The sequence below is a fragment of the Streptomyces spirodelae genome (genome assembly GCF_017676385.1).
Lineage (GTDB): Bacteria > Actinomycetota > Actinomycetes > Streptomycetales > Streptomycetaceae > Streptomyces > Streptomyces spirodelae.
Genome location: NZ_JAFFZN010000013.1, coordinates 62,445 through 87,379 on the forward strand (window position 1 = coordinate 62,445; position 24,935 = coordinate 87,379).

21 protein-coding genes and 1 riboswitch are annotated in these 24,935 nt (G+C 70.5%); of the genes, 12 read left to right on the forward strand and 9 right to left on the reverse strand.

Annotated features, from left to right (window positions below; translation table 11 throughout):
• Nucleotides 1-36: 36 nt before the first annotated feature.
• Nucleotides 37-1,389, reverse strand: coding sequence for an NsdA family TPR-like regulatory protein (locus JW592_RS15785; protein ID WP_209265715.1), 1,353 nt, complete (start codon nucleotides 1,387-1,389; stop codon nucleotides 37-39).
• Nucleotides 1,390-1,639: 250 nt separating this feature from the next.
• On the opposite strand from JW592_RS15785, the gene JW592_RS15790 reads away from it, so the two are divergent.
• The 5 genes from JW592_RS15790 to JW592_RS15810 all read left to right on the forward strand — a co-directional run bounded on the left by JW592_RS15790 (nucleotide 1,640) and on the right by JW592_RS15810 (nucleotide 7,014).
• Nucleotides 1,640-3,472 carry an NsdA family TPR-like regulatory protein gene (locus tag JW592_RS15790; protein ID WP_209265716.1) on the forward strand — a complete coding sequence of 611 codons (1,833 nt, stop codon included), beginning with the start codon at nucleotides 1,640-1,642 and terminating at the stop codon, nucleotides 3,470-3,472.
• 82 nt (nucleotides 3,473-3,554) lie between these two features.
• Complete coding sequence (locus JW592_RS15795) at nucleotides 3,555-4,145, forward strand: N-acetylmuramoyl-L-alanine amidase (protein ID WP_209265717.1); 591 nt, start codon at nucleotides 3,555-3,557, stop codon at nucleotides 4,143-4,145.
• Between the two features lie 42 nt (nucleotides 4,146-4,187).
• The gene (locus JW592_RS15800) at nucleotides 4,188-5,117 is read left to right on the forward strand and encodes a 1-aminocyclopropane-1-carboxylate deaminase/D-cysteine desulfhydrase (protein WP_209265718.1); all 930 of its coding nucleotides are present in this window, start codon (nucleotides 4,188-4,190) and stop codon (nucleotides 5,115-5,117) included.
• 521 nt (nucleotides 5,118-5,638) lie between these two features.
• Nucleotides 5,639-6,052, forward strand: a complete 414-nt coding sequence (locus JW592_RS15805; protein ID WP_019354516.1) for an ATP-binding protein — start codon at nucleotides 5,639-5,641, stop codon at nucleotides 6,050-6,052.
• A gap of 20 nt (nucleotides 6,053-6,072) precedes the next feature.
• Nucleotides 6,073-7,014: an RNA polymerase sigma factor SigF gene (locus JW592_RS15810; RefSeq protein ID WP_209265819.1), complete on the forward strand. Its 942-nt coding sequence runs from the start codon at nucleotides 6,073-6,075 to the stop codon at nucleotides 7,012-7,014.
• Nucleotides 7,015-7,044: 30 nt separating this feature from the next.
• Here JW592_RS15810 and JW592_RS15815 read toward each other — a convergent pair whose 3' ends face one another.
• Nucleotides 7,045-7,449 carry a hypothetical protein gene (locus tag JW592_RS15815; RefSeq protein WP_209265820.1) on the reverse strand — a complete coding sequence of 135 codons (405 nt, stop codon included), beginning with the start codon at nucleotides 7,447-7,449 and terminating at the stop codon, nucleotides 7,045-7,047.
• Between the two features lie 108 nt (nucleotides 7,450-7,557).
• Between JW592_RS15815 and JW592_RS15820 the strand changes: the two genes are divergently transcribed.
• Both JW592_RS15820 and JW592_RS15825 read left to right on the forward strand, forming a co-directional pair.
• Nucleotides 7,558-8,526 (forward strand): diacylglycerol/lipid kinase family protein, encoded by a 969-nt coding sequence (locus JW592_RS15820; protein WP_209265719.1) that lies wholly within the window; start codon nucleotides 7,558-7,560, stop codon nucleotides 8,524-8,526.
• A gap of 318 nt (nucleotides 8,527-8,844) precedes the next feature.
• The gene (locus JW592_RS15825) at nucleotides 8,845-9,108 is read left to right on the forward strand and encodes a WhiB family transcriptional regulator (RefSeq protein WP_016469673.1); all 264 of its coding nucleotides are present in this window, start codon (nucleotides 8,845-8,847) and stop codon (nucleotides 9,106-9,108) included.
• A gap of 200 nt (nucleotides 9,109-9,308) precedes the next feature.
• On the opposite strand, the gene JW592_RS15830 is transcribed toward JW592_RS15825, so the two are convergent.
• From JW592_RS15830 to JW592_RS15860, 7 genes are all read right to left on the reverse strand, one after another.
• A complete protein-coding gene (locus JW592_RS15830; protein ID WP_209265821.1) occupies nucleotides 9,309-10,802 on the reverse strand; it encodes a sensor histidine kinase in 1,494 nt (497 codons plus the stop codon).
• A 333-nt stretch (nucleotides 10,803-11,135) separates the two neighbouring features.
• Nucleotides 11,136-11,786 (reverse strand): class II aldolase/adducin family protein, encoded by a 651-nt coding sequence (locus JW592_RS15835; protein ID WP_209265720.1) that lies wholly within the window; start codon nucleotides 11,784-11,786, stop codon nucleotides 11,136-11,138.
• Nucleotides 11,787-11,799: 13 nt separating this feature from the next.
• Complete coding sequence (locus tag JW592_RS15840) at nucleotides 11,800-12,867, reverse strand: SIS domain-containing protein (protein WP_209265721.1); 1,068 nt, start codon at nucleotides 12,865-12,867, stop codon at nucleotides 11,800-11,802.
• 136 nt (nucleotides 12,868-13,003) lie between these two features.
• Entirely contained in the window at nucleotides 13,004-14,542 is a 1,539-nt protein-coding gene (locus JW592_RS15845) for a glycoside hydrolase family 3 protein (protein WP_209265722.1), read from the reverse strand.
• Between the two features lie 79 nt (nucleotides 14,543-14,621).
• Nucleotides 14,622-15,452: a carbohydrate ABC transporter permease gene (locus JW592_RS15850; protein WP_209265723.1), complete on the reverse strand. Its 831-nt coding sequence runs from the start codon at nucleotides 15,450-15,452 to the stop codon at nucleotides 14,622-14,624.
• A complete protein-coding gene (locus tag JW592_RS15855; protein ID WP_209265724.1) occupies nucleotides 15,452-16,459 on the reverse strand; it encodes a carbohydrate ABC transporter permease in 1,008 nt (335 codons plus the stop codon). The genes JW592_RS15850 and JW592_RS15855 overlap by 1 nt, the downstream gene beginning before the upstream one ends.
• A 135-nt stretch (nucleotides 16,460-16,594) precedes the next feature.
• Complete coding sequence (locus tag JW592_RS15860; RefSeq protein ID WP_209265725.1) at nucleotides 16,595-17,827, reverse strand: extracellular solute-binding protein; 1,233 nt, start codon at nucleotides 17,825-17,827, stop codon at nucleotides 16,595-16,597.
• A gap of 341 nt (nucleotides 17,828-18,168) precedes the next feature.
• Between JW592_RS15860 and JW592_RS15865 the strand changes: the two genes are divergently transcribed.
• The 5 genes from JW592_RS15865 (at nucleotide 18,169) to JW592_RS15885 (ending at nucleotide 24,928) form a co-directional block, all read left to right on the forward strand.
• Nucleotides 18,169-18,963 carry a GntR family transcriptional regulator gene (locus JW592_RS15865; RefSeq protein ID WP_229376131.1) on the forward strand — a complete coding sequence of 265 codons (795 nt, stop codon included), beginning with the start codon at nucleotides 18,169-18,171 and terminating at the stop codon, nucleotides 18,961-18,963.
• Between the two features lie 174 nt (nucleotides 18,964-19,137).
• The gene (locus JW592_RS15870; RefSeq protein WP_209265726.1) at nucleotides 19,138-21,336 is read left to right on the forward strand and encodes a carbon starvation CstA family protein; all 2,199 of its coding nucleotides are present in this window, start codon (nucleotides 19,138-19,140) and stop codon (nucleotides 21,334-21,336) included.
• Complete coding sequence (locus JW592_RS15875; protein ID WP_307805431.1) at nucleotides 21,333-21,575, forward strand: YbdD/YjiX family protein; 243 nt, start codon at nucleotides 21,333-21,335, stop codon at nucleotides 21,573-21,575. The genes JW592_RS15870 and JW592_RS15875 overlap by 4 nt, the downstream gene beginning before the upstream one ends.
• Nucleotides 21,576-21,654: 79 nt before the next feature.
• Nucleotides 21,655-22,152 (forward strand): GNAT family N-acetyltransferase, encoded by a 498-nt coding sequence (locus JW592_RS15880; RefSeq protein ID WP_209265727.1) that lies wholly within the window; start codon nucleotides 21,655-21,657, stop codon nucleotides 22,150-22,152.
• A 28-nt stretch (nucleotides 22,153-22,180) separates the two neighbouring features.
• A riboswitch (cobalamin riboswitch) is annotated at nucleotides 22,181-22,329 on the forward strand.
• A 124-nt stretch (nucleotides 22,330-22,453) separates the two neighbouring features.
• Entirely contained in the window at nucleotides 22,454-24,928 is a 2,475-nt protein-coding gene (locus JW592_RS15885; protein ID WP_209265728.1) for a ribonucleoside-diphosphate reductase subunit alpha, read from the forward strand.
• Nucleotides 24,929-24,935: the final 7 nt, after the last annotated feature.

Genomic DNA, 24,935 nt, shown 5'->3' on the forward strand with positions numbered 1-24,935 from the left:
CGCTCCCACTGACAGAGGCACTCCGCGCGCCCCGGCTCAGAACGGCACGCTCAGCGATTCCTCGATGAGCTTCGCGGCCTCGACCGCTGAAGTCCCGGGGTGCTGCTCCAGCCGCTTTCTGACCCTGCGCATGCGCCCGCGCAGCCGCTGCGACTCGATGCCCTGCGCGGTGTCCACCATCTCCGCCGCGGTGACTGCGGCACGCTCCGGCTCGCCCGCGTGCAGTGCCACGTCGGTGAGGGTGGCGAGCCGGTTGACGCGACCGCGGACGTGCGCGGGCGCACGTGCCGCCTCCTGGGCGTACCGGGCGGCCGCCGACAGCTCTCCCAGGAGGATCAGCGCCTCGGCCAACCGCACCTCCACCAAGCCCGGTTGGACGTAGCTGGTCTCCTCGGGTTCCTCCTCGGCGCGGATGCGCTCGGAGTACGCCTCGGCCCGGCGCATGCAGTCGTGCGCGTTGCGCCGGTCGCCCAGCCGTGCGTACGCGCTGGCCTGCATCGCGTACACATCCGTGGCGAGCGCGGGGCTGAGATGGCCTCCCGTGGTGCGCAGCACGGCCTGCGCGCAGGCGAGCGCGTGCCGGGTGTCGCCGAGGAAGAGCGCCTGGTTGACGAGGAGGGCCACCACATAGCCGCCGAAGAGCAGGTCTCCGGACGCCTTGCCCAGGCGCAGCGCCTGGTGGAAGTAGCGCTGGGCCAGCCCCTGCGCGTCGGCGTCGTAGGCGCAGATGCCGCTGATGGCGGCCAGCGAGCCCGCGGCGCGGCACAGTTGGCGGCCCGTGGTGTCGTTGTAGCTGCCGCGCAGCAGGGGGGCGACCTCGCCGTTGAGGAAGCCGACGACGCGGGCCCGGGTGGCGACCCCGCCGGCGTTGCGGTACAGGTGCTCGTAGTGGCCGCGTGCCGCGTGCAGCACGCTCACATCGGCCGCGGTGACCTCGGGGCCGCCCGCGTGCGAGACGTCCCGGTCCTCGGGCGGGTTCTCCCATTCCCATACGGGTGCGACGGCTGCGGCGCCGGTCAGCAGGGTGGGGCCGGGCCAGTCGCTGTGCACCTGGTCGGAGCGCCACAGGGAGGCGGCGCGCTCCACGAACCGGCGCAGTGCGGCCTCTTCGGTGCCGAGCGGGGCCGCCGAGGGCCGGGCTGACGTGACATCCATACCGATGTCACTGAGGGTGAGCGTCCTGCCGAGTTGGCGGCCGAGGATCTCGCAGATCAACTCGGGGACGCTGCCGCGTGGCCGCTGTCCCTTGAGCCAGCGCGCCACGGCCGTGTGATCGTAACGCAGGGTTATTCCTGCTTGGTTGCCTAATCGATTGATTCTCGCCGCAAGACCGGCACGGGACATCCCTGCCTGGTCAAGGAGCGCGTCCAGTTGGCTGTTGGGCTCCATGCCGCCCTCCGTCGGGTCCAACGTGTTGTTTCGCAGAGTAACGGACCTGCTTTCACACGGGGTGTGAAAGCACCACGCAGTCGTGCGCCCGGCACATGCTCCCGAAGCCGCGAGCGATGCGCTTTCCTGAAATCGTCCGCGTGCATGACAGCACATCCAGCACACGGAGAGCTACGGAAAGACATCACTCGATTCCGGAAATGAGGCAGAACGGTGAACGATCCCATCAGGTTCCACCCCGGGAACGACCATGAGTCCCGCTGACCCCGCCCGTGCCACGGCGTACCCGAGCTCCGGGTCCCGCAACCGCACCCCCAACCGTGAGCTGCGCGCGCTGCTGGAGGAGAGCGAGTGGACGCAGGCGGCGTTCGCGAGGGCGTTGGCTCGTCTGGGCGCCGAGGTCGGCATACACCTTCGGTACGACAGAACTTCAGTCGCGCACTGGCTGCGCGGCAGCCGCCCGGACCCCCGCGTCCGGTACCTCATGGCGGAGGCCCTCTCCCGTCGCCTCGGCCGCCGGATCACGGTGGCGGATCTGGGCATGAACGGTACGCGCGGCGGGCGCACCGGCACAGCGGCACGCGCGCGCGGCGGCTGGGGCTCCCCCAGAACCGAGTCCGAGCCGGGTGACGACGACGCCTCCGATAGCGACACACGCCGACGGCAACCGGGCCCGGACCGCGCGCTCTCGACGGACAGCTCCCGTTCCGGCCACGCCCGCGACATCCTGCCGCACCGCAGCGCCGCAGCCGGCACGGTGACGGATGAGTCGACGGAAGCGGAGAGGGGAGCGACGGCCACGGGGGCGGCCACGGCGACAGCGGCGGCGGACGAACCGGCCCGGGAACACCCGGCGGACACCGGGCTCTTCGAGTTCGGCACCTCCGCCCACCCGGCCGACCAGCTCACCGCGCTCACCGCGCCGGTGGTCCCGCCGCCCCGCGCGGACGCCCCTCCCCCGGCCCCGTACACCCTGCGGCTGCTGGCCGAGACGGTCCGTCCCTCCAGGGGCGGGCAACCCGCCGAAGGCGAGCGCCCTCCCGAAGGTGAGCGTGTCCCCGGAGGCCGGCGCGCGGCGGGCGCCCCCGCGGCCGCCCCGCTCCCCGGCGCGCGCAACAGCTGCACAGCGCGCGGCTCGCGCCCGGTGAGCAGCCCGGGGCCCGGCGAGGTGGCCTCGGTCCATGAGCACGCGCGGTTCTTCGCGCTCCAGGCCGACCGGCACGGCGGCGGTCACATCCGTACATCCCTCGCCGCCTACCTCTCTGGTCTCGTCCGCACCCTGCGGCGCGGCGAGGAGGGTGCGCACCACCGGGGGATGCAGGCGGGTGCCGCGCGGCTCAGCTATCTGCTGGCCCGGGTCTACGCCGACGAACACCGGCACGGGCTCGCCCAGCGGGCCTTTCTGACGGCGGCCGAACTCGCCGGGGAGGCCGCCGATCCGGAGGGTGTGGCGCTGGCCCGTCGCGCCCTCAGCTCGCAGGCGCACCAGCTGGGTCATCCACGCGCCAGTCTCGCGCTCGCCGAGGCGGCCCTGGCGGCGGCACCGGCCGACACCGACCCCTCGGCCCGCGCGTTCCTGTACGCGGGGCTGGCCGTGGCCGACGCGGCGTGCGGCGCGCGGGACCGGGCGCTGGACGCGCTGGGCCGCGCCGAGCGCCAACTGGCCCGTGCGCCGGTGGATCTGACGACGGGCCCTGAGAGTCCGAGCGGCGAGCCTGTGGGCACGTACCAGGGCGCGGCACTGCTGTACCAGTCCAGCCAGGTGCGGGCAGCGCTCGGGGACCGCGAGGGCGCCATCCGCGATCTGCGCGCCTCCCTCCACTCCCGCCCGGCGCAGGAGCGCCGCACCCGCGCCCTGTGTCAGGCCGAGCTGGCCGAACTGCTGCTCTCCCGCGGGCGGCTGGAGGAGGCGTGCGCCACCTGGCGCGACTTCCTCGAGGTGTCGGCGCATGTGCGCTCGGGCCGGGTGGTGGCGGCACGCTCCCGGATACCGGGACTGCTGCGCCCGTACGCGCGCGAGAGCCGGGTGCGCTCCCTCCTCGTGGCGGTGAGTCCCCCGGCGGGTGGGGAGCCGGGCGGCTAGAAACAGCCCGGCAGCGGGTATGAGCCTGGACACACTCCGGCAGCGGCACCGGAGACCGGACACCCGGCAGACGGGGGCGAGCATGGCCACACCCATCACCGCGACCGCCTTCCTCCAGGCCCTCAAGAAGGAGGGCGTAAAGGTGGAGGAGGTGCGCGACTGGCGCAACCACAACCGCAACCAGCAGGGGCCGTGGGGCCCGGTGCACGGCATCGTGATCCACCACACGGTCACCAGCGGCTCGGCCGAGACGGTCGACCTGATCTACGACGGCCGTCCCGAGCTGCCGGGACCCCTCTCCCACGGCTGCGTCACCAAGGACGGCACCGTCCATCTGACCGGCCACGGCCGGGCCAACCACGCGGGCTCCGGCGATGACGACGTGCTGCGCGCCGTCATCGCCGAGCGCGACCTGCCCGAGCCGAACCAGCAGAACACCGACGGCAACCGGTACTTCTACGGCTTCGAGTGCGAGAACCTCGGGGACGGCAAGGACCCCTGGCCCGACGAGCAGCTGGACGCGATCGAGCGGGCCGCGGCAGCGCTGTGCCGGCACCACGGCTGGGGCGCCCGGTCGGTCATCGGCCACCTGGAGTGGACGGACCAGAAGAACGACCCGCGCGGGTTCACCATGGACGCCATGCGGGAGCGGATCGCCGAGCGCCTCAGGTGAGAGCCCGGGCGGCACTCGGCACTCCTGGACCACAATGGAACGGTGCCGCCTCAGTCCGACCCCCAGGACCCCCTCGCCCCGCTGAGCCCCCGGCTGCCCTCGCCGCTCCAGGAGGTCCACGACGAGCGGTTCGCCCGCCGGGGGCTGCGGCTCCTCCTCAAGCGCGACGACCTCATACATCCCGCACTCCCCGGTAACAAGTGGCGGAAACTCGCCCCTAACCTGCGGTCGGTGGCCGAGACCAGTCAGCGTCGGCTGCTGACCTTCGGCGGGGCCTACTCCAACCATCTGCGCGCCACCGCCGCGGCCGGACGGCTGCTCGGGCTGCGCACCATCGGAGTGGTGCGCGGGGACGAGCTGGCGGAGCGGCCGCTCAACCACTCGCTGGCCCGCTGCGCCCAGGACGGGATGCTGCTGCACTTCGTCACGCGTGCCGACTACCGCCGCCGCGCCGATCCGGCCTTCCACGAAGAGCTGCGTGCCCGCTTCGGCGCGTGCGCCGTCGTACCGGAGGGCGGCAGCAACGCCGCCGCCGTACGAGGATGCGCCCTGCTGGGCGAGGAGCTGCGCGGCCGCACCGATGTGGCGGCCGTCGCCTGTGGCACCGGCGGCACCCTCGCCGGGATGGCGGCGGGTCTCTCCGCAGGTCAGCACGGTTTGGGAGTGGCTGTACTGAAGGGCGGGTTCCTCCCCGGGGAGGTCGCGCGGCTACAGCGGGAGACCTTCGGCGGGCCGCGGGGCGACTGGTGGCTGGAGGAACGTTTCCACGGTGGCGGCTACGCGAAGGTGAGCGCCGAGCTGTCCGACTTCGCGGCGGACTTCGCCGAGCGCCACGAGCTGCCCGCACTGGATGAGATCTATGTCGCCAAGCTGCTGTTCGCCCTCACCCGGCTCGCGGCCGAGGGTGTCTTCCCCCGGGGCAGCACGGTGACGGCCGTCGTGACGGGGCGGCGCCAGCCCGGAGACCTGTAACGCAGAGTGAGAATGATCGTCACTCTCCGCGCTTATCAACTCACCGCACTCCCCGCTGGCATGACGCTGAGTAGTCGCCTATCGCACCCCTCAGGCCACTCGGGCCCGTCCCGGAGTCACTCACAGGGGCTGGTTTCGGCCCTTGTCGGAGGGTGTGCCGTAAGGGGCTATGAACGCATCAGGTGACGGGTACTGACATGACAGGCCCTTCCAGCGACACCCTGGCGCCCGACCCCCGGGCACGGAGGGTGGCCGCCGGAGTCCGGGGAACAACCCGGGGGAACGACCCGCAGCGGCCCCATAAGGCCAACGCAGCGTAATCGTGGAGGATTTGAGACCTCCAACCCCTAGCCACAGACAGTACCCATATGTTTACTATGGGTGACGCTCGCGGATGAGGCGGCAGTGATCGATGCGTGCGGCATCGTGACACGGATCGCGGTAGCGTCACTGACGAAAACGATCCAACAGCCGCTTCGGCCCGCGAGGCCCAACCGGCTCGTGCCACCTTGGAGGTGAGGGTGTCCCAGATCGCAGGCGAGCCCGCGTCGCAGGACTTCGTCGAGGTCCGGCTGCCGGCTGCGGGTGCCTATCTGTCGGTGCTGCGGACGGCCACCGCCGGGCTCGCGGCCCGCTTGGACTTCACCCTCGACGAGATCGAGGATCTGCGGATCGCTGTGGACGAGGCGTGCGCGATCCTGCTCCAGCAGGCCGTCCCCGGCTCCGTACTCAGTTGTGTCTTCCAGCTCGTCGGCGACTCGCTGCACGTCACCGTCTCGGCGCCGACGACCGATGGCCGTGCTCCCGAGCGCGACACCTTCGCGTGGACGGTGCTCTCGGCCCTGGCCGGTGAGGTGGGTTCAGCAGTGTCGGATGACCGTACGGTCAGCATCAGCCTGCACAAAAAGCGCGGTGCGGGGCCCGGAGCATCGTGACCGAGCACGAGGCAAGTCAGATGTGGTCAGGCCGCCCGGGGGCGGTCGCCCGGGGCATTCCCGAACAACAGCCCCGGCCGCACCCGGCCGACCCCAGCATGCAGCGACCCAAGCAGGCAGAGCGGGCGGACGCTATGGACCAGCAGCAGCACGAGCGGCGGGAGCGGGCCGCAGGCCCCGGCGGCCCGGGCGAATCCCGCGGATTCGATCCGGCCGAGCGCGGCAGTGCGCGCGCGCTCTTCATCGAACTGCGCAAGCTGCCCGATGGTCCCGAGCGCGCCGAGCTGCGCAACCACCTGGTGCGTATGCATCTGCCGCTCGTCGAGCACCTCGCCCGCCGCTTCCGCAACCGCGGCGAGCCGCTGGACGACCTGACGCAGGTCGCGACGATCGGTCTCATCAAATCGGTGGACCGCTTCGATCCCGAGCGCGGCGTCGAGTTCTCGACGTACGCGACACCCACGGTCGTCGGCGAGATCAAGCGCCACTTCCGCGACAAGGGCTGGGCCGTGCGCGTGCCCCGCCGCCTCCAGGAGCTGAGGCTCTCCCTCACCTCCGCGACCGCCGAGCTCTCCCAGCAGCACGGCCGTGCTCCGACCGTGCACGAGCTGGCCCAGCGGCTGTCGATCTCCGAGGAAGAGGTCCTGGAGGGCCTGGAATCGGCGAACGCCTACAGCACCCTGTCGCTGGACGTGCCCGACACCGACGACGAGTCCCCCGCCGTCGCCGACACCCTCGGCGCCGAGGACGACGCACTGGAGGGCGTCGAGTACCGGGAATCCCTCAAGCCCCTGCTGGAGGAGCTGCCGCCGCGGGAGAAGAAGATCCTGCTGCTGCGGTTCTTCGGCAACATGACCCAGTCGCAGATCGCCCAGGAAGTGGGCATCTCCCAGATGCACGTCTCCAGGCTGCTCGCCAGGACCCTGGCCCAGCTGCGGGACCGCCTGCTGGTCGAGGAGTGACCCGCCCCTGCCCCTCGGGGGCAGGGGCGCTCATCTCTGGCCGATTCCCAGGGCCTCGGCCGTCTTCGGGTTCACCAGGGCCGCCAGCACGGTGAGCGCTGCCAGCGCCAGCGCGCCGGCGGCGGCCAGCAGCCCGCCCCCGTTCTGCGCCAGCTGCCACGCCACGGGCAGCGCGATGAGCTGGACGATCATCGCGGGGCCCCGGCTCCAGCGGCGCCTCAGCCACAGCCCGCGCGCTGCGGCCAGCGGCAGCGCGGACAGCGCGAGTACGGTCACCGCGAGCGTGGCCGCCTGCGTCATGCCGTCCGGCCGCCCGGTGATCAGCATCACGAGGGAGACGATCCCGAACGCGGCGACGATCAGCCCTTCGACGCCGGTCAGCACGGCGGCGGCCACGATCCGGCGCGGCCCTGGCGCCCTCGTCTGCGTCTCCATCGCCTCTTCCGTCTCCGTCTCGGTCCCGCTCCGGCTCACCCTCGCAGCCTAGCTGTCCGGCCACCGGCCGGGCTGGGCCGTGTACCCCGCGGTAGGTACGCTCACTCCATGCGCGCACTACTCGTGGTCAACCCGGCAGCCACCACCACCAGCGCTCGGACCCGTGACGTGCTGGCGCACGCGCTCGCCAGCGATCTCAAGCTGGAGGTGGCCACCACCCAGTACCGGGGCCACGCCAGGGATCTCGCCCGCCAGGCCGCGCTGGGCGGCGCCGCCGAGCTGGTGATCGCGCTGGGTGGGGACGGCACGGTCAACGAGGTGGTCAACGGGCTGCTGCACGACGGCCCCGACCCCGGGCGGCTGCCGCGGCTGGCGGTGGTGCCCGGTGGCTCGACCAATGTGTTCGCGCGTGCGCTGGGCATGCCCAACGACGTGGTGGAGGCGACAGGCCACCTGCTGGACGCGCTGGAGGCGGGCTCGGAGAGAACCATCGGGCTGGGCATCGCGGGCGGCGTGCCGGGAACCGACGACGCCGAGATCCCCGACCGCTGGTTCACCTTCACGGCGGGGCTGGGGTTCGACGCCGGGGTGATCGGGCGGGTCGAACAGCAGCGGGAGCGAGGCAAGCGGTCCACGCACCCGCTCTATGTGCGCCAGGTGGTGCGGCAGTTCCTCAACGAGCCGCACCGCCGCAAGGGGACGATCACGCTGGAGCGCGAGGACGCCGAGCCGGTCGACGAGCTGGCGCTGTCGATCGTGTGCAACACGGCTCCGTGGTCCTATCTGGGGAACAAGCCGCTCTACGCGGCACCGGCCGCCTCCTTCGACACCGGCCTCGACGTCCTGGGACTGCGCAGACTGACGCCGGCGGCGGTGAGCCGCTACGGCACCCAACTGCTGACCTCCAGCCCGGAGCGCGGGCCCCGCGGCAAGCACGCGGTCACCCTCCACGACCTCACTCGCTTCACCTTGCATTCGCAGGCGCCGCTGCCGTTTCAGATGGACGGTGACCACCTGGGACTGCGTACGAGCGTGAGCTTCACAGGCGTACGGCGTGCACTGCGTGTGATTGTGTAAGTGGAAGGGGCGAAAGTCCTTCCACTCGAACGTTTAGGCCAGGGTCCACCCCCTCGAATGACGGCTGTGAGCTAGTCGACACCAAGGATTCAAAAAAAAGTTTCCGGAAGGGGTTGTATCCGCCGCCGAGGTTTGCGAGTCTCTTCATGGCGATCGGGACGGCCCCGCCATCGGGCCCCCTTGAGAGCCGGAATCCCTTCCTTTGACTCCTGTGGGACCCGCATCACATTTGTGAGGCCCCACTTCCCCCGTCGAGGGATTCGTGAAAGCGTTCACATTCACAAGCAACGAAGCCACACACGAGGAGAGGTAGCAGCCATGGACTGGCGTCACCACGCCGTTTGCCGCGAGGAAGACCCCGAGCTGTTCTTCCCCATCGGCAACACCGGTCCTGCGCTGCTGCAGATCGAGGAAGCCAAGGCCGTCTGCCGCCGCTGCCCCGTCATGGAGCAGTGCCTGCAGTGGGCTCTGGAGTCGGGTCAGGACTCCGGTGTCTGGGGTGGTCTCAGCGAGGACGAGCGCCGCGCGATGAAGCGCCGTGCCGCCCGCAACCGGGCGCGGAACAACGCCGCGACCGCCTGACGCCCAGCCCTGCACCAGCTGCACCCCCGAGACGCAGCGCGCAGCGCCCTCGGAGCGCGTAACCGCAGAACATCGAGCGCCGAACACCCGTCCTTCGTCCAAGGACCGGGTGCTCGGCGCTCTTCGCATGCCGGACCCGCACGGATCGACTCGTACGGATCGACTCGTACGGCGAGGCGGTCCCGCGTCAGCGGTTCGCGTCAGCGGTTGTCGGCGCGCGCCGGTTTCTCCGCCGTCACCGGCAGGTCGAACAGCACCCGGGTGCCCTTCTCAGCACCGGGGAGCATGTCGAAGGTGCCGCCCAACTCGCCCTCCACCAGGGTGCGGACGATCTGCAGCCCCAGGTTGCCACCGCTCTTGGCGTCGAAGTCCTCCGGCAGGCCACGGCCGTTGTCCTGCACCGTGACCAGCAGCCGCGCCTCGTCCTGCCCGGCGGCCACCCCGCGCACGGCGTGGACCTCGATGGACCCCTGCCGGCCGGGGCCGAACCCGTGCTCGATGGCGTTCTGCAGGACTTCGGTGAGCACCATGGACAGCGGGGTGGCTACCTCGGCGCCGAGGATGCCGAAGCGGCCCGTACGGCGTCCCGTGACGCGGCCTGGAGAGATCTCGGCCACCATCGCCAGCACACGGTCGGCGATCTCGTCGAAGTCCACGCGCTCGTCCAGGTTCTGGGACAGCGTCTCGTGAACGATGGCGATGGAGCCGACCCGCCGCACCGCCTCCTCCAGCGCCTCCCTGCCCCGGTCGGAGTCCATCCTGCGGGCTTGGAGCCGCAGCAGCGCCGCCACCGTCTGAAGGTTGTTCTTCACCCGGTGGTGGATCTCCCGGATGGTGGCGTCCTTGGTGATCAACTCGCGCTCACGGCGGCGCACTTCTGTGATGTCGCGCAGCAGGATGAGCGAACCGATGCGGGTGCCCTTGGGTTTGAGCGGGATGGCGCGCAACTGCACGATGCAGTCGTTGGCCTCGACCTCCGCGCCGCGCGGCGCCCAGCCGCTGGCGAGCTTGACCATCGCCTCGTGCACCGGGCCCCGGGACGGCGCCAGTTCGGCGGTGGCCTCGCCCAGGTGCAGACCGACCAGGTCGGTGGCCAGGCCCAGCCGGTGGTAAGCGGACAGCGCGTTGGGGCTGGCGTACTGCACATGCCCCTCGGCGTCCAGCCGGATCAGCCCGTCGCCGACCCGCGGCACATGGTCCATGTCCACCTGGTGCCCGTGGAACGGGAAACTCCCTGCCGCGATCATCTGGGCGAGGTCGGAGGCGCTCTGCAGATAGGTCAGCTCCAGCCTGCTGGGGGTGCGGACGGTCAGCAGGTTGGTGTTGCGAGCGATGACGCCCAGCACCCGGCCCTCGCGCCGGACGGGGATGGACTCGACGCGCACCGGCACCTCCTCGCGCCACTCGGGGTCGCCCTCCCGCACGATCCGGCCCTCGTCCAGCGCGGCATCCAGCAACGGGCGGCGGCCCCGGGGCACCAGGTGGCCGACCATGTCGTCCTGGTGCGAGGTCGGGCCGGTGTTCGGCCGCATCTGGGCAACCGAGACATACCGGGTGCCGTCCAGGGTCGGCACCCACAGCACGAGATCGGCGAAGGAGAGATCGGCCAGCAGCTGCCACTCGGAGACCAGCAGGTGCAGCCACTCCAGCTCCACGTCGGTCAGGGCGGTGTGCTGGCGTACGAGGTCGTTCATGGAGGGCACGGGGCCGAGGGTACGACAGGCCGGGGGCCGGGCGTACGCCGGTCGCGGCCTGGTGGAGAATCGAGGAGCAGAACCGCGCGATCCGTAGACAGACGGCCGTGGTCTAGTCCAGAATCCTCCCGGAAGAACTTCTGCCCTCCCCGCACAGGAGGGCAGATCGAGGCCCGCGACGCTCTCTGCCCTGACAGCGCCCGGGCCTTGTAGCTCCGGGCTGCGGTGCCGGGCGGGTTGAGGGTCCCGCTCCGGCGCCGCGGCCCGAAGTGTTTTCCGGGGCCTTGGCGGGCCGGGGAGGCGGTTCCCGGGGCCCTGGCGGGCCCGGGTGTCTCAGGCGTGCTGGATCGCCTCGTCCGCGTGCACCGGGAAGCGGGTCGTGCGGTCCCCCAGCAGCAGGGCGCGATAGGTGGCGGTTGCCGCCTCCTCCAGGTTCATCGCCCGCCGGAAGGCCATTCCGACGTCCTCCCCCAGCGCCGAGCAGCCGTGGTGGGCCAGCAGCACGCAGTTGTGCTCCTTGGCCTGCTCGGCGGCGCTGTCGGCCAGCTCGTCGGACCCGTTCGGGTAGAAGTCGGTACGTCCGACGGAGCGTACGTACACTGCGTGGTCGAGCGTCAGCAGCCTGATCTCGTGGCCCAGCGCGTCGACCAGCACCGCGTGCTGCGGGTGCATATGGACGATCGCGTTGGCGTCGCCGCGCACCCGGTAGGTGCGCTGGTGCAGCTTCCACTCGCTGGAGGGCTCGGGGTTGCCGCCGACGATCTCGCCGGCCAGGTTCATGACCGTGAAATCCTCGGGTGCCAGCCTGTCCAGCCAGGTGCCCTTGCCCGTGACGACGAACTCCTCACGGCCTGGCAGCCGGGCCGACAGGTTGCCGCCGCTGGCCAGTACGAATCCGCGCCGCACAGCGGTGGAGCCGACGTCGATGAGCTGCTCCACCAGCCCTTCGAGGGTGGTCGCCCGCGCCATGCTCACCTGTCCCATCCGACCGCCCCTCTCAGCGGGTCTCGGTGACCTTGGCCAGCGAGCGAGGCGCGTCCGGGTCCTGGCCGCGCGCCATGGTGACCTCGTAAGCGAGCATCTGGAGCGGCAGGATCTGCACGATGGGCTGGAGCTCCTCCAGCAGCCCCTCGGTGGGCAGCGCGAACCCGGCGGAGGCCCGCTCCACCTCCGCCTGGCGGCCGATGACCACCAGGTCGGCCCCGCGGTCCCGGAGCCGCTCCAGGACCGGCTGCAGCGCCTCGCCGCCCTTGCCGTCCGCGACCACGGCGATCACCGGGGAGATGTTGTCCACCATGGCCAGCGGCCCGTGCAGCAGGTCGGCCCCGGAGTAGGAAAGCGCCGGGATGTAGCTGGTCTCCATCAGCTTCAGCGCGGCTTCCTTCGCCGTCGGGTAGCCGTAGCCGCGCGAGGTGAGCACCATCCGCTCGGCGAACCGGTAGCGCGCCGCGAGTGCCTTGACCTCGTCCTTGCGGGCCAGCACGGCCTCGGCCAGCTCGGGCAGCTCCTTGGCGGCCTCGACGCCGTTGCCGTTGCCGCCGCGCAGGCCGTCCACCAACAGGTAGAGCGCCAGCAGCTCGGCGGTGTAGGTCTTGGTGGCGGGCAGCGCCTTCTCCGGGCCGGCCAGTACGTCGATGTGGAACTCGCTGACCTGCGCGAGCGGCGAGTCGGCGTTGTTGGTGACCGCGAGCGTGATCGCACCCGCCTCGCGGGCCGCCTCGGTGGAGGCCACCAGGTCCGGGCTGCCGCCGGACTGGCTGATGGTGATGACCAGGCAGTCGGTCAGATCCGGCTGCGCGCCGTAGGCGGTGGTCGTCGACATGGAGGTCAACCCGCACGGCTTGCCCAACTGGATCTCCAGCAGGTATTTCGCGTACAGCGCGGCGTTGTCGGAGGTACCGCGCGCCGTCAGCAGGACGAACCGGGGGTTCTTCGCGGCGATCCGCTCGGCCACCTCGCGGATGGCCGGGGCGCCCTCGTCCAGGATGCGGCGCAGCACGGCGGGCTGCTCGGCCATCTCGCCGGACATGATGGTGCCCGGTGTGGACGGGGCGTTCGAGGACATGCGGGTCCCTCCGGGGATGCGTGCGTGTGTGGGTCGCGGTTCGATCCTACGGCCTGGCGGATACGGCCGGATTTGCCCCCGCCCACCCCCTGGTGGCGACCCCGGCGGGAAAGCGGAGGGTGGGCGGGGCGGGTTCTCACCCCCGGGCGATGACTTCGGCCGCCGCGCGACCGCAGACCCTGGCCGCGCCATGGGTCGCGATGTGCAGTGCGCCCTGCGGTGCGGCCTGGGGAAGACCCATCTCGACCACCACCGTGTCCTGGCGTGCGGCCACCAGCCGCGCCACCGCTTCGGACATCCACGGGTGCCGGTGCAGGTCGCGGACGACCACGACCACGGGCCGGTCCCCCGCGTCCGCGAGCACCGCGGCCCCCACGTCCCCGTCGGCGCTGCCGTAGGTGCCCGTCCGGGTGCCCGGAACCATCCGTTCCAGCTCGGCTGCCGGCCCCCAGGGGGTCTCGTCCCCGACCGCGATGTTGGCGACCGTGGTGAGCGCCGCGACATACAGCGGTCCGGAGGGGTGCCGATAGCTCTCCAGCCCGGTCACGACCAGCGCGCGCCGCGCCGCCTCCAGTCCGATGCCGCCGGCGGCGGACGTTCCGGCGCGAAGGGCGGGGTCGGCCAGACCCCCCGTGTCCGACCGCCGCACCCCCCGCGCCCACGCGGCGAGGCCGCGTACCCGTGCTGCGGCGTCGGCGAGCCGTTCCTCCGTCAGCTCGCCGTCGCGTACGGCGCTCACCAGCGCGTCGCGAAGCCGCAGCACGGTGTCCTCACCGGCCAGCCCGCCACCCACGCAGATCGCGTCGGCCCCGGCGGCGAGCGCGAGCACGCTGCCGCGTTCGAGGCCGTAGGTGGCGGAGATGGCCCGCATCTCCATGCCGTCGGTGACGATGAGCCCCTGATGGCCGAGTCCGCCCTCGCTGCGCGGCGCCCGCAGCAGTCCGGTCAGCGCGGCGGGGCTGAGGGTGCCGGGGCGGGCCTCGTCGAGGGCCGGCAGCAGGATGTGGGCGCTCATCACGCACTTGCTGCCCGCCTCGATCGCCGCCGCGAAGGGCACCAGCTCGCGGGCTCTGAGGGTCTCCAGGTCGGCGTCGATACGGGGCATGGCGTGGTGCGAGTCGACGGCGGTGTCGCCGTGCCCGGGGAAGTGCTTGACGCAGGCCGCGACGCCGGCCGCCTGGAGACCCTCGATGTAGGCGACGGTGTGCCGGGCGACGAGGGCGGGGTCGCCGCCGAAGGACCGTACGCCGATGACGGGGTTGTCCGGGTTGGAGTTGACGTCGGCCGACGGTGCCCAGTTGAGGTTGACCCCGGCGGCGGCGAGCCTGCTGCCCAGTTCGTGGGCGACGGCACGGGTGAGGTCGGGGTCGTCGATGTGGCCGAGGGCGAGGTTGCCGGGGTAGGAGGAGCCGCCCCTGGCCTCCAGCCGGGTCACATCGCCGCCCTCCTCGTCGATGGCGATCAGCAGATCCGCGCGTACGTCGCGCAGCTGCTCGGTGAGCAGGGCGAGTTGTTCGGGTGAGTCGATGTTGCGTCCGAACAGACCGACCGAGGCGAGCCCTTCGTCCAGCTGCCGCAGCAGCCAGCTGGGTGCCGAGGTCCCGGCGAAGCCGGGCTGGAGGACGGCGAGGGCGTCGCGGGTGAGGGTGTCGGACGCTCGTACTGAGGTGGTCATGCGGCGCGGTGTCCCTTCACTTCACTGGTGTGCCCTGGGGTTGCGGCAACGGTGTCGCGCGGCGTGCCGTCACCGCCGGTCATCCCTTCACCGCGCCGGAGGTGAGGCCGGCCACTGCCTTGCGCTGGAGGTAGAGGAAGAGCAGCAGGATCGGGATGGCGAAGAGTGACGCTGCCGCCATCGTGGCACCCCAGTCGTCGCCGAAGGCGGTCTGGAACTTCGACAGCCACAGCGGCAGCGTCTGTGCCTGGTCGTCCTTGTTGAGGATGAGGACCAGGGGGAACTCGTTCCACGCCGTGATGAAGCCGAACAGCGAGGTGGCCATCAGACCTGGCGCCAGCAGGGGGAAGATGACCCGGCGGAATGCCTGGAGCCGGGTGCAGCCGTCCACCATGGCCGACTCCTCCAGGTCCTTGGGCACGGCGGCGACATAGCCGCGCAGGGTGATGATGGTCAGCGGCAGCACCATGACGGTGTAGAAGAGCGTCAGCGGCACCAGGCTGTTGAGCATGTCGGCGTCACGGACGATCATGTAGATCGCGATGACCATCACCTCCCAGGGCGCCATCTGCGCGACCATGAAGGTCAGGACGATGCCCTTCCGCCCCCTGAACCGCATCCGGGCCAGTGCGAAGGCGGCGAAGAGCGCCACGACCAGCGAGAAGCCGACGGCGAGCACCGTGACGGTGACGGAGTTGCGTACCAGCGTCCAGAAGTTCTCGGCCTCGACGGCCGTTTCGAAGTGGTCGAGGGTCGGCGAGGTGGGGAACCAGACGGGTGTCTCGCTGATGATCTGCCCGTTGGGCTTGAACGCCGTGTTGAACATCCAGTAGACGGGAAAGGCGAACCCCACGAACAGCACCAGCGCGGTGGCGTTCGGCCATATCCGGCCCAGCAGTGACCGTCGCATCAGGCCATCTCCCCGTCGTTCTCGGTCTCGTCGGCGTCTTCCTGCCGCAGCACGATGCGCAGGTAGTACGCCATCAGGGCCAGCAGTATGAGGATGGTGAGGACGGAGATCGCCGCGCCTGTGCCGTAGTGCTGGCCGCCGACGCCTTCCACGAACGCGTAGACGGGCAGTGTCTCGGTCAGCCGGTTCGGGCCGCCCTCGTTGATGGCGAAGACGTGCGGGAACGCCTTGAAGATCCAGATGATTTCGAGGAACGTCGCCACCAGCAAGAACGGCTTGAGGAACGGGAGGGTGACGCACTTGAAGCTCTGCCACGCACCCGCGCCGTCCAGCGCCGCGGCCTCGTACAGTTCCTTGGCGATGGTCGTCGTCGCCGCGTAGAGGTTGATCGCCACGAAGGGGACGGAGGTCCACACGAGCAGCAGCGAGATGACGAAGAACGTGGACAGCTGGGTCCCCGTCCAGTTGTAGTCCGCCATCGACTCGAAGCCGAGTTCGGCCAGCACCCAGTTGACGACGCCGAACCGCTGCGCGAACAGCCACTGGTAGACAGTGGTGGCGGCGATGATCGGCATCGCCCAGGCGAGCACCAGCGCAACCGAGAGCAGCAGCCGCATCCTGGGCCCGAGGCGGGCCAGCAGCAGCCCGATGAGGGTGCCGACGACAATGATCACGACGACGTTGACCGCCGTGAAGATCACCGACCGCAGCGTGACCCGCCAGAACTCCTCGTTGCTGAGCGTGTCGGTGTAGTTGGCGAATCCGTTCCATTCGGTGACGTGCTGGATCAGCTGCGTCATGTTGAGGTTCTGGAACGACAACATGCCGTTGGTGACCAGCGGGTACCCGAGGAAGACGGCAGTCAGCGCGAGGGCGGGCAGCAGCAGGAGGTACGGCAGCGTGGCCTTATCGGCACGGCGCCCCTCCCCCGGCTGCGGCCCCGCGGCCCTTGGTGCCGCAGCGGGCCTTCTCTTCCGAGGCGGCGCCTCGCGGGTTTGCACAGACATCAATGCTCCAAGGTCGTGGGGCGCTCGTTCCGCCCGACGGGCGTGGGGGCACCCCCGGGCGGAGTCCGGGGGAGGGGGGCACAGCCGCAGCCGCACCTGCCCGATCCCCGAACCCCGCACCAGCAGACGGCGCTCTCACTGCTTCTGAGCGAGCCTCTTGTTCATCTCGTCCTCGACAGCCTTGGCCGCGGTGTCGTGCGATTTCCCGTTCAGCACCGACGTCATATAAGTCTTGATCGGGTTGGGCGGGTTCTCCACCGCGCCCCACTCGGGGATCAGGGGTGTCAGTCCCCCGTTCTCGACGGCCGGCGCGGCGGCTTCCGCCGCGGGGTTGCCCTTGAGATTGCTCTGGAGCGCGGTCTTGTTGGGGATGACCCCGCTCTCCTTCGCCATGGCGCCCTCGAACTTGTCGGACAGGGCGATCTTCAGGAATTCCTTGGCGAGTTCCTGCTTTTCGCTGCCCGCGGCGACAGCGAGGTTGGAGCCGCCGAGGAAGACGCCCTCGGGCTTGTCCGCGGTCTCACCCGGAATGGTGAAGTAGCCGATGTCCTTCTCGAGCTTCTTGTTGGCCTCGATCGCGGTGGCCGCCTCCCAGCTCAGCCCGATGAAGGCTCCCGTCCTGCCCTTGGCGAAGACCTCGGCCTGCTGCGGGGTGGCCTCGTCCTTGTTCTTGGGGGCCTTGGAGTAGGAGGCGTACTTCTTGTAGATCTCCATGGCCTTGCCGACCTTGGGGTCGGCGAGGTTGGAGACCCACTTGCCGCCCTTCTTCTTCACCAGGTCGGCGTCCTGGCCGATGATCAGGCCGTCCAGGAAGTACCAGTTCTGGCCCGGCATGTAGATCGGCTCGGCGTCGGTCTTCTTCTCGATCTTCTCCAGCGCGTCGAAGAATTCCTGGCGCGTCTTGGGGATGCCCTTGATGCCCGCCTCGGCCCAGATCTTCTTGTTGTAGATCACCGTGCGGTTGACGGCGAACCAGGGAGCCGCGTACTGCTTTCCGTCGTAGACCGCGGACTTGTTGAGGGAGGGCGTCCAGTCCTTGCCGAGCCCCTTCTTCAGGTCACTGAGGTCGGCCAGTCCGCCGGTGGCGGCGTATGCGGGGGTCTGGGTGTTGCCGACCTCGATCACGTCCGGCGGATCGGACTCGGAGAGCGCGGTGGTGATCTTCTGCTGGATGCCGTTCCACTGCTGGACCTCGAGCTTGAGCTTGGCCCCGGTCTTCTTCTCGAAGGCGGCCTTGACGTCCTTGGTCCACTGCTCGGGCGTGGAGCCGTCCATCGCCCAGAGGGTGAGGGTCTGGCCCTTGAAGCTCTCGGGCCCGTCCTTCTTGTCGTCGTCGGACCCGCAGGCCGCGACGTTCACCACCAGCATCGCGACACCGGCCGCGGCTATGAGCCCCTTTTGGCGATTTTGTCGGCGTTGTCTGCGTACCACAGCATTCTCCCCTGCACACTGGAACGCTCCGCACAGCAAACCCGGAGTAGGTTCCCCCGTAGTTTCCCGGAGTTGGTTTAGACCAATGAGATCCATGCAGAGCTTGGCCTAGACCTTTAGGGGTGTCAACGGTGTATAAAGCTCGCTGTCGGTTCCGTTATCGGAACGACATCTGAGCTGGGGCGCCCGCCCACACCGGGGCCGTGCCACGATGTGAGCCGCTACGTACACGGAGGAAGCCGGTGACGGCAGCACGACATGAGTCGGGAAGGCGGGCCATGAGCACGGACGGGGGCGGCGCGGTCGCGCCGGCCGCGGCGGACAGCGAGACCGCCGGCGGCAACGGATCGGCGGCCCGCACCGCGCGCGTGCCCAAGTACTACCGGCTGAAGCGGCACTTGCTGGAGATGACCGAGACCCTGCCGCCCGGCACCCCCGTACCGCCCGAGCGGACGCTCGCCAGCGAGTTCGACACCTCGCGCACCACGGTCCGGCAGGCGCTCCAGGAACTCGTCGTGGAGGGGCGTCTGGAGCGCATTCAGGGCAAGGGCACCTTCGTCGCCAAGCCCAAGGTCTCGCAGGCGCTGCAACTGACCTCCTACACGGAGGACATGCGGGCCCAGGGCCTCGAACCCACATCCCAACTGCTGGACATCGGCTACGTCACCGCCGACGACCGGCTCGCCTCGCTGCTGGACATCCCCGCGGGCGGACGCGTCCTGCGCATCGAGCGGCTGCGGCTGGCCAGCGGCGAGCCCATGGCGATCGAGACCACACACCTGTCCCAGAAGCGGTTCCCCGCGCTTCGGCGCAGCCTGGTCAAGTACGCCTCCCTCTACACCGCGCTCGCCGAGGTGTACGACATCCACCTGGCCGAGGCCGAGGAGACGATCGAGACCTCGCTGGCCACCCCGCGCGAGGCCGGGCTGCTGGGCACCGACGTCGGGCTGCCGATGCTGATGCTCTCCCGGCACTCCCGCGACACCGCGGGAGAACCCGTGGAGTGGGTCCGCTCGGTCTACCGCGGTGACCGCTACAAGTTCGTGGCCACCCTCCAGCGCCCCACGTCCTGACGGCCCCGCCGGCCGGCACGCGCCTCTGCCCGGGACGGAACCCGCCGCGCTCCCGGATCGTGGTTGACCCGTTCGGGGGTATGGCGCTGATCAGGCGGTTGTTCTACGGTCGGCCTGCCGTCGTGGTGTGCCCGCCACCTCGCATGGGGCGCGGGTGAGGTCGAGGAGGAACGCGTGCGCAGCACCTCACAGCCAGCGAGCAAGCTCAGTCCGCGGTCCATAGCCATCTGGACCACCGTCGCACTGATCGGCGCGGCGGGGTGGAGCATGCTGGCGCTCGCCCGCGGCGAGGAGATCTCCGCCGCCTGGATGGTGGCCGCCGCGCTGGGCTCGTACGCCATCGGCTACCGCTTCTACGCGCGTTTCATCGCCACCCGGGTACTCCGCGTCGACAAGACCCGGGCCACGCCCGCCGAACGGCTCGACAACGGCATCGACTTCCACCCCACCGACCGGCGGGTGCTGCTCGGCCACCACTTCGCCGCCATCGCGGGCGCCGGACCGCTGGTCGGCCCGGTGCTGGCGGCCCAGATGGGATATCTGCCGGGCACCATCTGGATCGTCGTCGGCGTGATCCTGGCCGGCGCCGTGCAGGACATGGTCACGCTCTTCTTCTCCCTGCGCCGGGACGGCAAGTCGCTGGGCCAGATGGCGCGCGAGGAGATCGGGCCGATCGGCGGCGCCGCAGCGCTGCTCGCCGTCCTCGCGATCATGATCATTCTGCTCGCCGTGCTGGCGCTCGTCGTCGTCAACGCACTGGCCGAGTCGCCCTGGGGCACCTTCTCCATCGGCATGACCATCCCGATCGCCCTGTTCATGGGCTTCTACCTGCGGGTGCTGCGCCCCGGGCGGGTCACCGAGGTCTCCCTCATCGGCATCGCGCTGCTGCTGCTCGCGCTGGTCTCCGGGCGGTGGGTCGCCGAGTCGTCCTGGGCGGACACCTTCACGCTCGAACCCGGCACGCTGGTCATCTGGATTCTGGTCTACAGCTTCGTCGCCTCCATCCTCCCGGTGTGGATGCTGCTCGCGCCGCGCGACTACCTGTCGACGTTCATGAAGATCGGCACCATCGGGCTGCTGGCCGTCGGCGTCGTGGTGACGATGCCGACGCTGAAGATGGAGGGCATCACCGACTTCGCAGGCGTGGGTGACGGGCCGGTCTTCGCCGGCTCTCTCTTCCCGTTCGTCTTCATCACCATCGCCTGCGGCGCCCTGTCCGGTTTCCACGCGCTGATCTCCTCCGGCACCACGCCGAAGATGATCCAGAAGGAGACCCAGATCCGGATGGTCGGCTACGGCTCCATGCTGATGGAGTCGTTCGTCGCCATCATGGCGATGGTCGCCGCCAGCATCATCGACCCCGGGCTCTACTTCGCGATGAACGCGCCCGCAGGCGTCATCGGGGACAACGTGCAGGCGGCCTCGGAGGCGGTACGGCACCTGGGGTACACCATCACCCCGGACCAACTGGCGGCCGCGGCCAAGGCCGTCGAGGAACAGTCGCTGCTCTCCCGTACGGGCGGCGCGCCCACCCTGGCCATCGGCGTCTCCAACATCTTCTCGGAGATCGTCGGCGGCGCCGGAATGAAGGCGTTCTGGTACCACTTCGCCATCATGTTCGAGGCGCTGTTCATCCTGACGGCTCTGGACGCCGGCACCCGCGTGGGCCGCTTCATGCTGCAGGACATGCTCGGCAACGTCTACAAGCCCTTCCGCCGGGTGAGCTGGTGGCCGGGGCTGCTCTTCTCCAGCGCCGCCATCGTCGCGCTGTGGGGCTACTTCCTGTGGGTCGGCGTCCACGAGCCGCTGGGCGGGATCAACCAGCTCTTCCCGCTGTTCGGCATCGCCAACCAGCTGCTGGCCGCGGTAGCGCTGGCGGTCTGTACGACGCTGCTGGTCAAGTCCGGGCGGCTGAAGTGGGCCTGGGTCACGGCCGTTCCCCTGGTGTGGGACGCCGTCGTCACTCTCACGGCGAGCTGGCAGAAAGTCTTCTCCACCGACCCGAAGGTCGGCTTCTTCCAGCAGCGCGCCAACTACCAGGAGGCCATCGACCAGGGCAAGGTCATCGCACCCGCCAAGAACATGGACGACATGCACACCGTCGTCACCAACTCCACGGTGGACGGCGTCCTGTCCGCCCTCTTCGCGATCCTGGTCATCGTGGTCCTCGCCGACGCGGCGCGCACCTGTGTACGCGCGGTGCGCCACCCGGAGAGCACCCGGATGCACGAGGCACCCTACGAGAAGTCCAAGCTGGTCGAACCCGCAGGGCTGATCGCCACCAAGGAGGAGAAGGCGGAGAAGGCCGAGCACGAGGCAGCGCTGGCCGCGGCCGGAACACCCGGCGGCGGGGCTGGAGAGGACTCCCGGTGAATGGCACGAAGCAGGTGAACGGAGCGAAGCAGGCGGCGGTCAATCCCCTGCTGCGGGCCGGGCGCTGGCTGCGCTGGTACGTGCGCGAGCTCACGGACGAGAGCGCGTACGAACGGTACGTGGCACACGTGCGGCAGCACCAGGGGCCCCACGCCCCGCTCCCCTCACGGAAGGAGTTCGAACGCCGCCGCACGGACGCCCGGGAGGGCGATCCGCGCGCGGGGTTCCGCTGCTGCTGAGGCCCACCGGCCCGGCCGACGTCCGCCCGGCACGGCTGACGCCCCGGCGTTGTCGGTGCCGTGCTGGATGATGGCGGCCATGGACATCACTGTAAGAACCGCACGGCCCGAGGAGTACGCACAGGCCGGGGAGCTGGTGGCGCGCGCCTTCCTCGACGGCGGACTGCTGACCTATGGGGATTCCGACCCCTATCTGAACTCGCTCCGCGACGCGGCCGGCCGCGCTGCCCACGCCGACCTGCTGGTCGCCGAGGACCCGCAGGGCGCGCTGCTGGGCACCGTCACCTTCGTCGGCGAGGGAGGGCGCTACGCGGAGCGCGCCCGGGCCGGTGAGGGCGAGTTCCGGATGCTCGGCGTACGGCAGTCGGCGCGGGGCCGGGGGGTCGGTGAAGCACTGGTGCGGGCCTGTATCGGGAGGGCCCGCGACCTCGGGCTGAGCGGGCTCGTCCTGTCCACTCTGCCGACGATGCACGCGGCACACCGCCTCTATGCCCGGCTGGGTTTCCTGCGCGCCCCCGAGCGCGACTGGGAGCCGATCGAGGGCGCCACCCTGCTGGCCTACACGCTCACCCTGTAGTCGACGACACAACATATGGGCCCCTCTCACAGAGGTGCCACAACATGTATGGTGTCTCACGGCCGTCGCCCCCGACGCAGGGGAATCCGGTGCGAGTCCGGAACTGTCCCGCAACGGTGAGCGGCACGCGCGAGCGTGCCCGCGAGTCCGAATGCCTGCAGGCGGCGGCAGTACCGAACGTCCGGGTCTCGTGGGTTGGGCCGTCGGGGCGGAGCGCGCCATGCCCGCAACGGGTCCGGCGTGTGCTCTCTCCTGCCGTGCTGCCCTGCCACGGGCCCTCAGCAGCCAGGGAGAGCACCGCGTGACCCTCACCACCGCCCCCACTGTTCCCGCACCGAGCGGCGCCGGACCCGCCGCCCCCGGGAAACCTCCCGCATCCGGCGACCCCGGCTCCCAAGAGCCCGGCGCCCAGGAACCCGGCGCCCAGGAACCCGGCGCCCGAGAGCCCGGTGCCCGCGAGGACCCGCCGGCCGAAGCGCTCCGCCGGGCCCTCGCAGCGCTCACCGCCGATCTCCCCGACGTGGACCCGGCACCGGTGCTGGCAGCGGCCCTGCGCGGACGGCAACCCGGCGCCACCGAGGCCGACCTGCGTGCCCTCGCCATCGAATCGGCGGCGGGTCTCGTCAGCGAGGAGCCCTCCTACTCCCGGCTGGCGGCGCGGCTGCTCACCCATGTGATCCGCGAAGAGGCGGCGGCTGAGGGCGTGACCTCGTTCTCCGCCTCGGTGGCACTGGGCCACGCGCAGGGGCTGATCGCGGACCGCACCCACGCCCTCGTGCAGAAGCACGCACAACGGCTCGACGCGCTGGTGGCAGAGGCCGTGGACGGCGGCGCGGACGACCGGTTCGAGTACTTCGGGCTGCGTACCGTCCACTCCCGCTACCTGCTGCGGCACCCGGCCACCCGCCGCCCGATCGAGACACCGCAGCACTTCCTGCTCCGAGTCGCCTGCGGCCTGGCGGCGGACGAGTCACCGGAAGCGCTGGCGGAGGTGGCCGCGTTCTACCGGCTCACCAGCTCCCTCGCCTACCTGCCCTCCTCGCCCACCCTGTTCAACTCCGGTACGCGCCACCCGCAGATGTCGTCCTGCTATCTGCTGGACTCGCCCGAGGACGAGCTGGACTCGATCTACGAGCGCTACCAGCAGATCGCCCGGCTCTCCAAGCACGCCGGGGGCATCGGTCTGTCCTACTCCCGCGTCCGCTCCCGCGGCGCGCTGATCCGGGGCACCAACGGCCACTCGAACGGGATCGTCCCGTTCCTGCGGACGCTGGACGCCTCGGTCGCGGCCGTCAACCAGGGCGGCCGGCGCAAGGGAGCGGCCTGCGTCTACCTGGAGACCTGGCACGCGGACATCGAGGAGTTCCTCGAACTGCGCGACAACACGGGCGAGGACGCGCGCCGTACCCACAACCTCAACCTCGCGCACTGGGTACCGGACGAGTTCATGCGCCGCGTCGAGGCGGACGGGCAGTGGTCGCTCTTCTCCCCGTCCGAGGTGCCGGAGCTGGTCGATCTGTGGGGCGAGGAGTTCGACACCGCCTACCGCCGCGCCGAGGCCGAGGGCCGCGCCGTCAAACAGCTGCCGGCCCGGCAGCTGTACGGCGCGATGATGCGTACTCTCGCACAGACCGGCAACGGCTGGATGGCGTTCAAGGACACCTCGAACCGGACCGCCAACCAGACCGCACAGCCCGGTCGCATCGTGCACTCCTCGAACCTGTGCACCGAGATCCTGGAGGTCACCGACGACGGCGAGACCGCCGTCTGCAACCTCGGCTCGGTCAACCTGGCCGCACACCTGGGCGCCGACGGACAGCCTGACTGGGAGCGGCTGGACGCCACGGTGCGTACGGCGGTGACCTTCCTGGACCGGGTGGTGGACATCAACTTCTACCCGACCGAGCAGGCGGCCGCCTCCAACTCCCGCTGGCGCCCGGTGGGTCTGGGCGTGATGGGACTCCAGGACGTCTTCTTCCGGCTCGGGCTGCCGTTCGGCTCCGAAGAGGCACGCGAGCTGTCCACCCGGATCGCCGAGCGGATCATGCTCGCCGCTTACGAGACCTCAGCGGAGCTGGCCGAGAGGCACAGCCCGCTGCCCGCCTGGGAGTCCACCCGCACCGCACGCGGTGTACTCCACCCCGACCACTACCCGAACGCCGAGCCGTACTGGGCGGACCGCTGGGAGGCGCTGCGCGCCCGTATCGCACGCACCGGGATGCGGAACTCCCTGCTGCTGGCGATCGCCCCCACGGCGACCATCGCCGCCATCGCGGGCGTGTACGAGTGCATCGAGCCGCAGGTCTCCAACCTCTTCAAACGCGAGACGCTCAGCGGCGAGTTCCTCCAGGTGAACCACTACCTGGTCGCGGAGCTGAAGCGGCTGGGACTGTGGGACGCGCGGGCCCGCGAGGCGCTGCGCCGGGCCAACGGCTCCGTACAGGAGCTGGAGTGGGTGCCCGCGCACGTACGGGAGCTGTACCGCACCGCGTGGGAGCTCCCGCAGCGCGCCCTGATCGACATGGCCGCGGCCCGCACCCCGTACCTGGACCAGAGCCAGTCGCTGAACCTGTTCCAGTCCTCCCCCACCATCGGGAAGCTCAGCTCGATGTACGCGTACGCCTGGAAGCGCGGCATCAAGACCACGTACTACCTGCGGTCGCGCCCCGCGACCCGCATCGCCCAGGCGGCCAACTCCGTCCCCCAGCAGCCGAAGCCCGACGAGGCGATCGCCTGCTCCCTGGAAAACCCCGAGTCCTGCGAGGTCTGTCAGTGACCCCCGA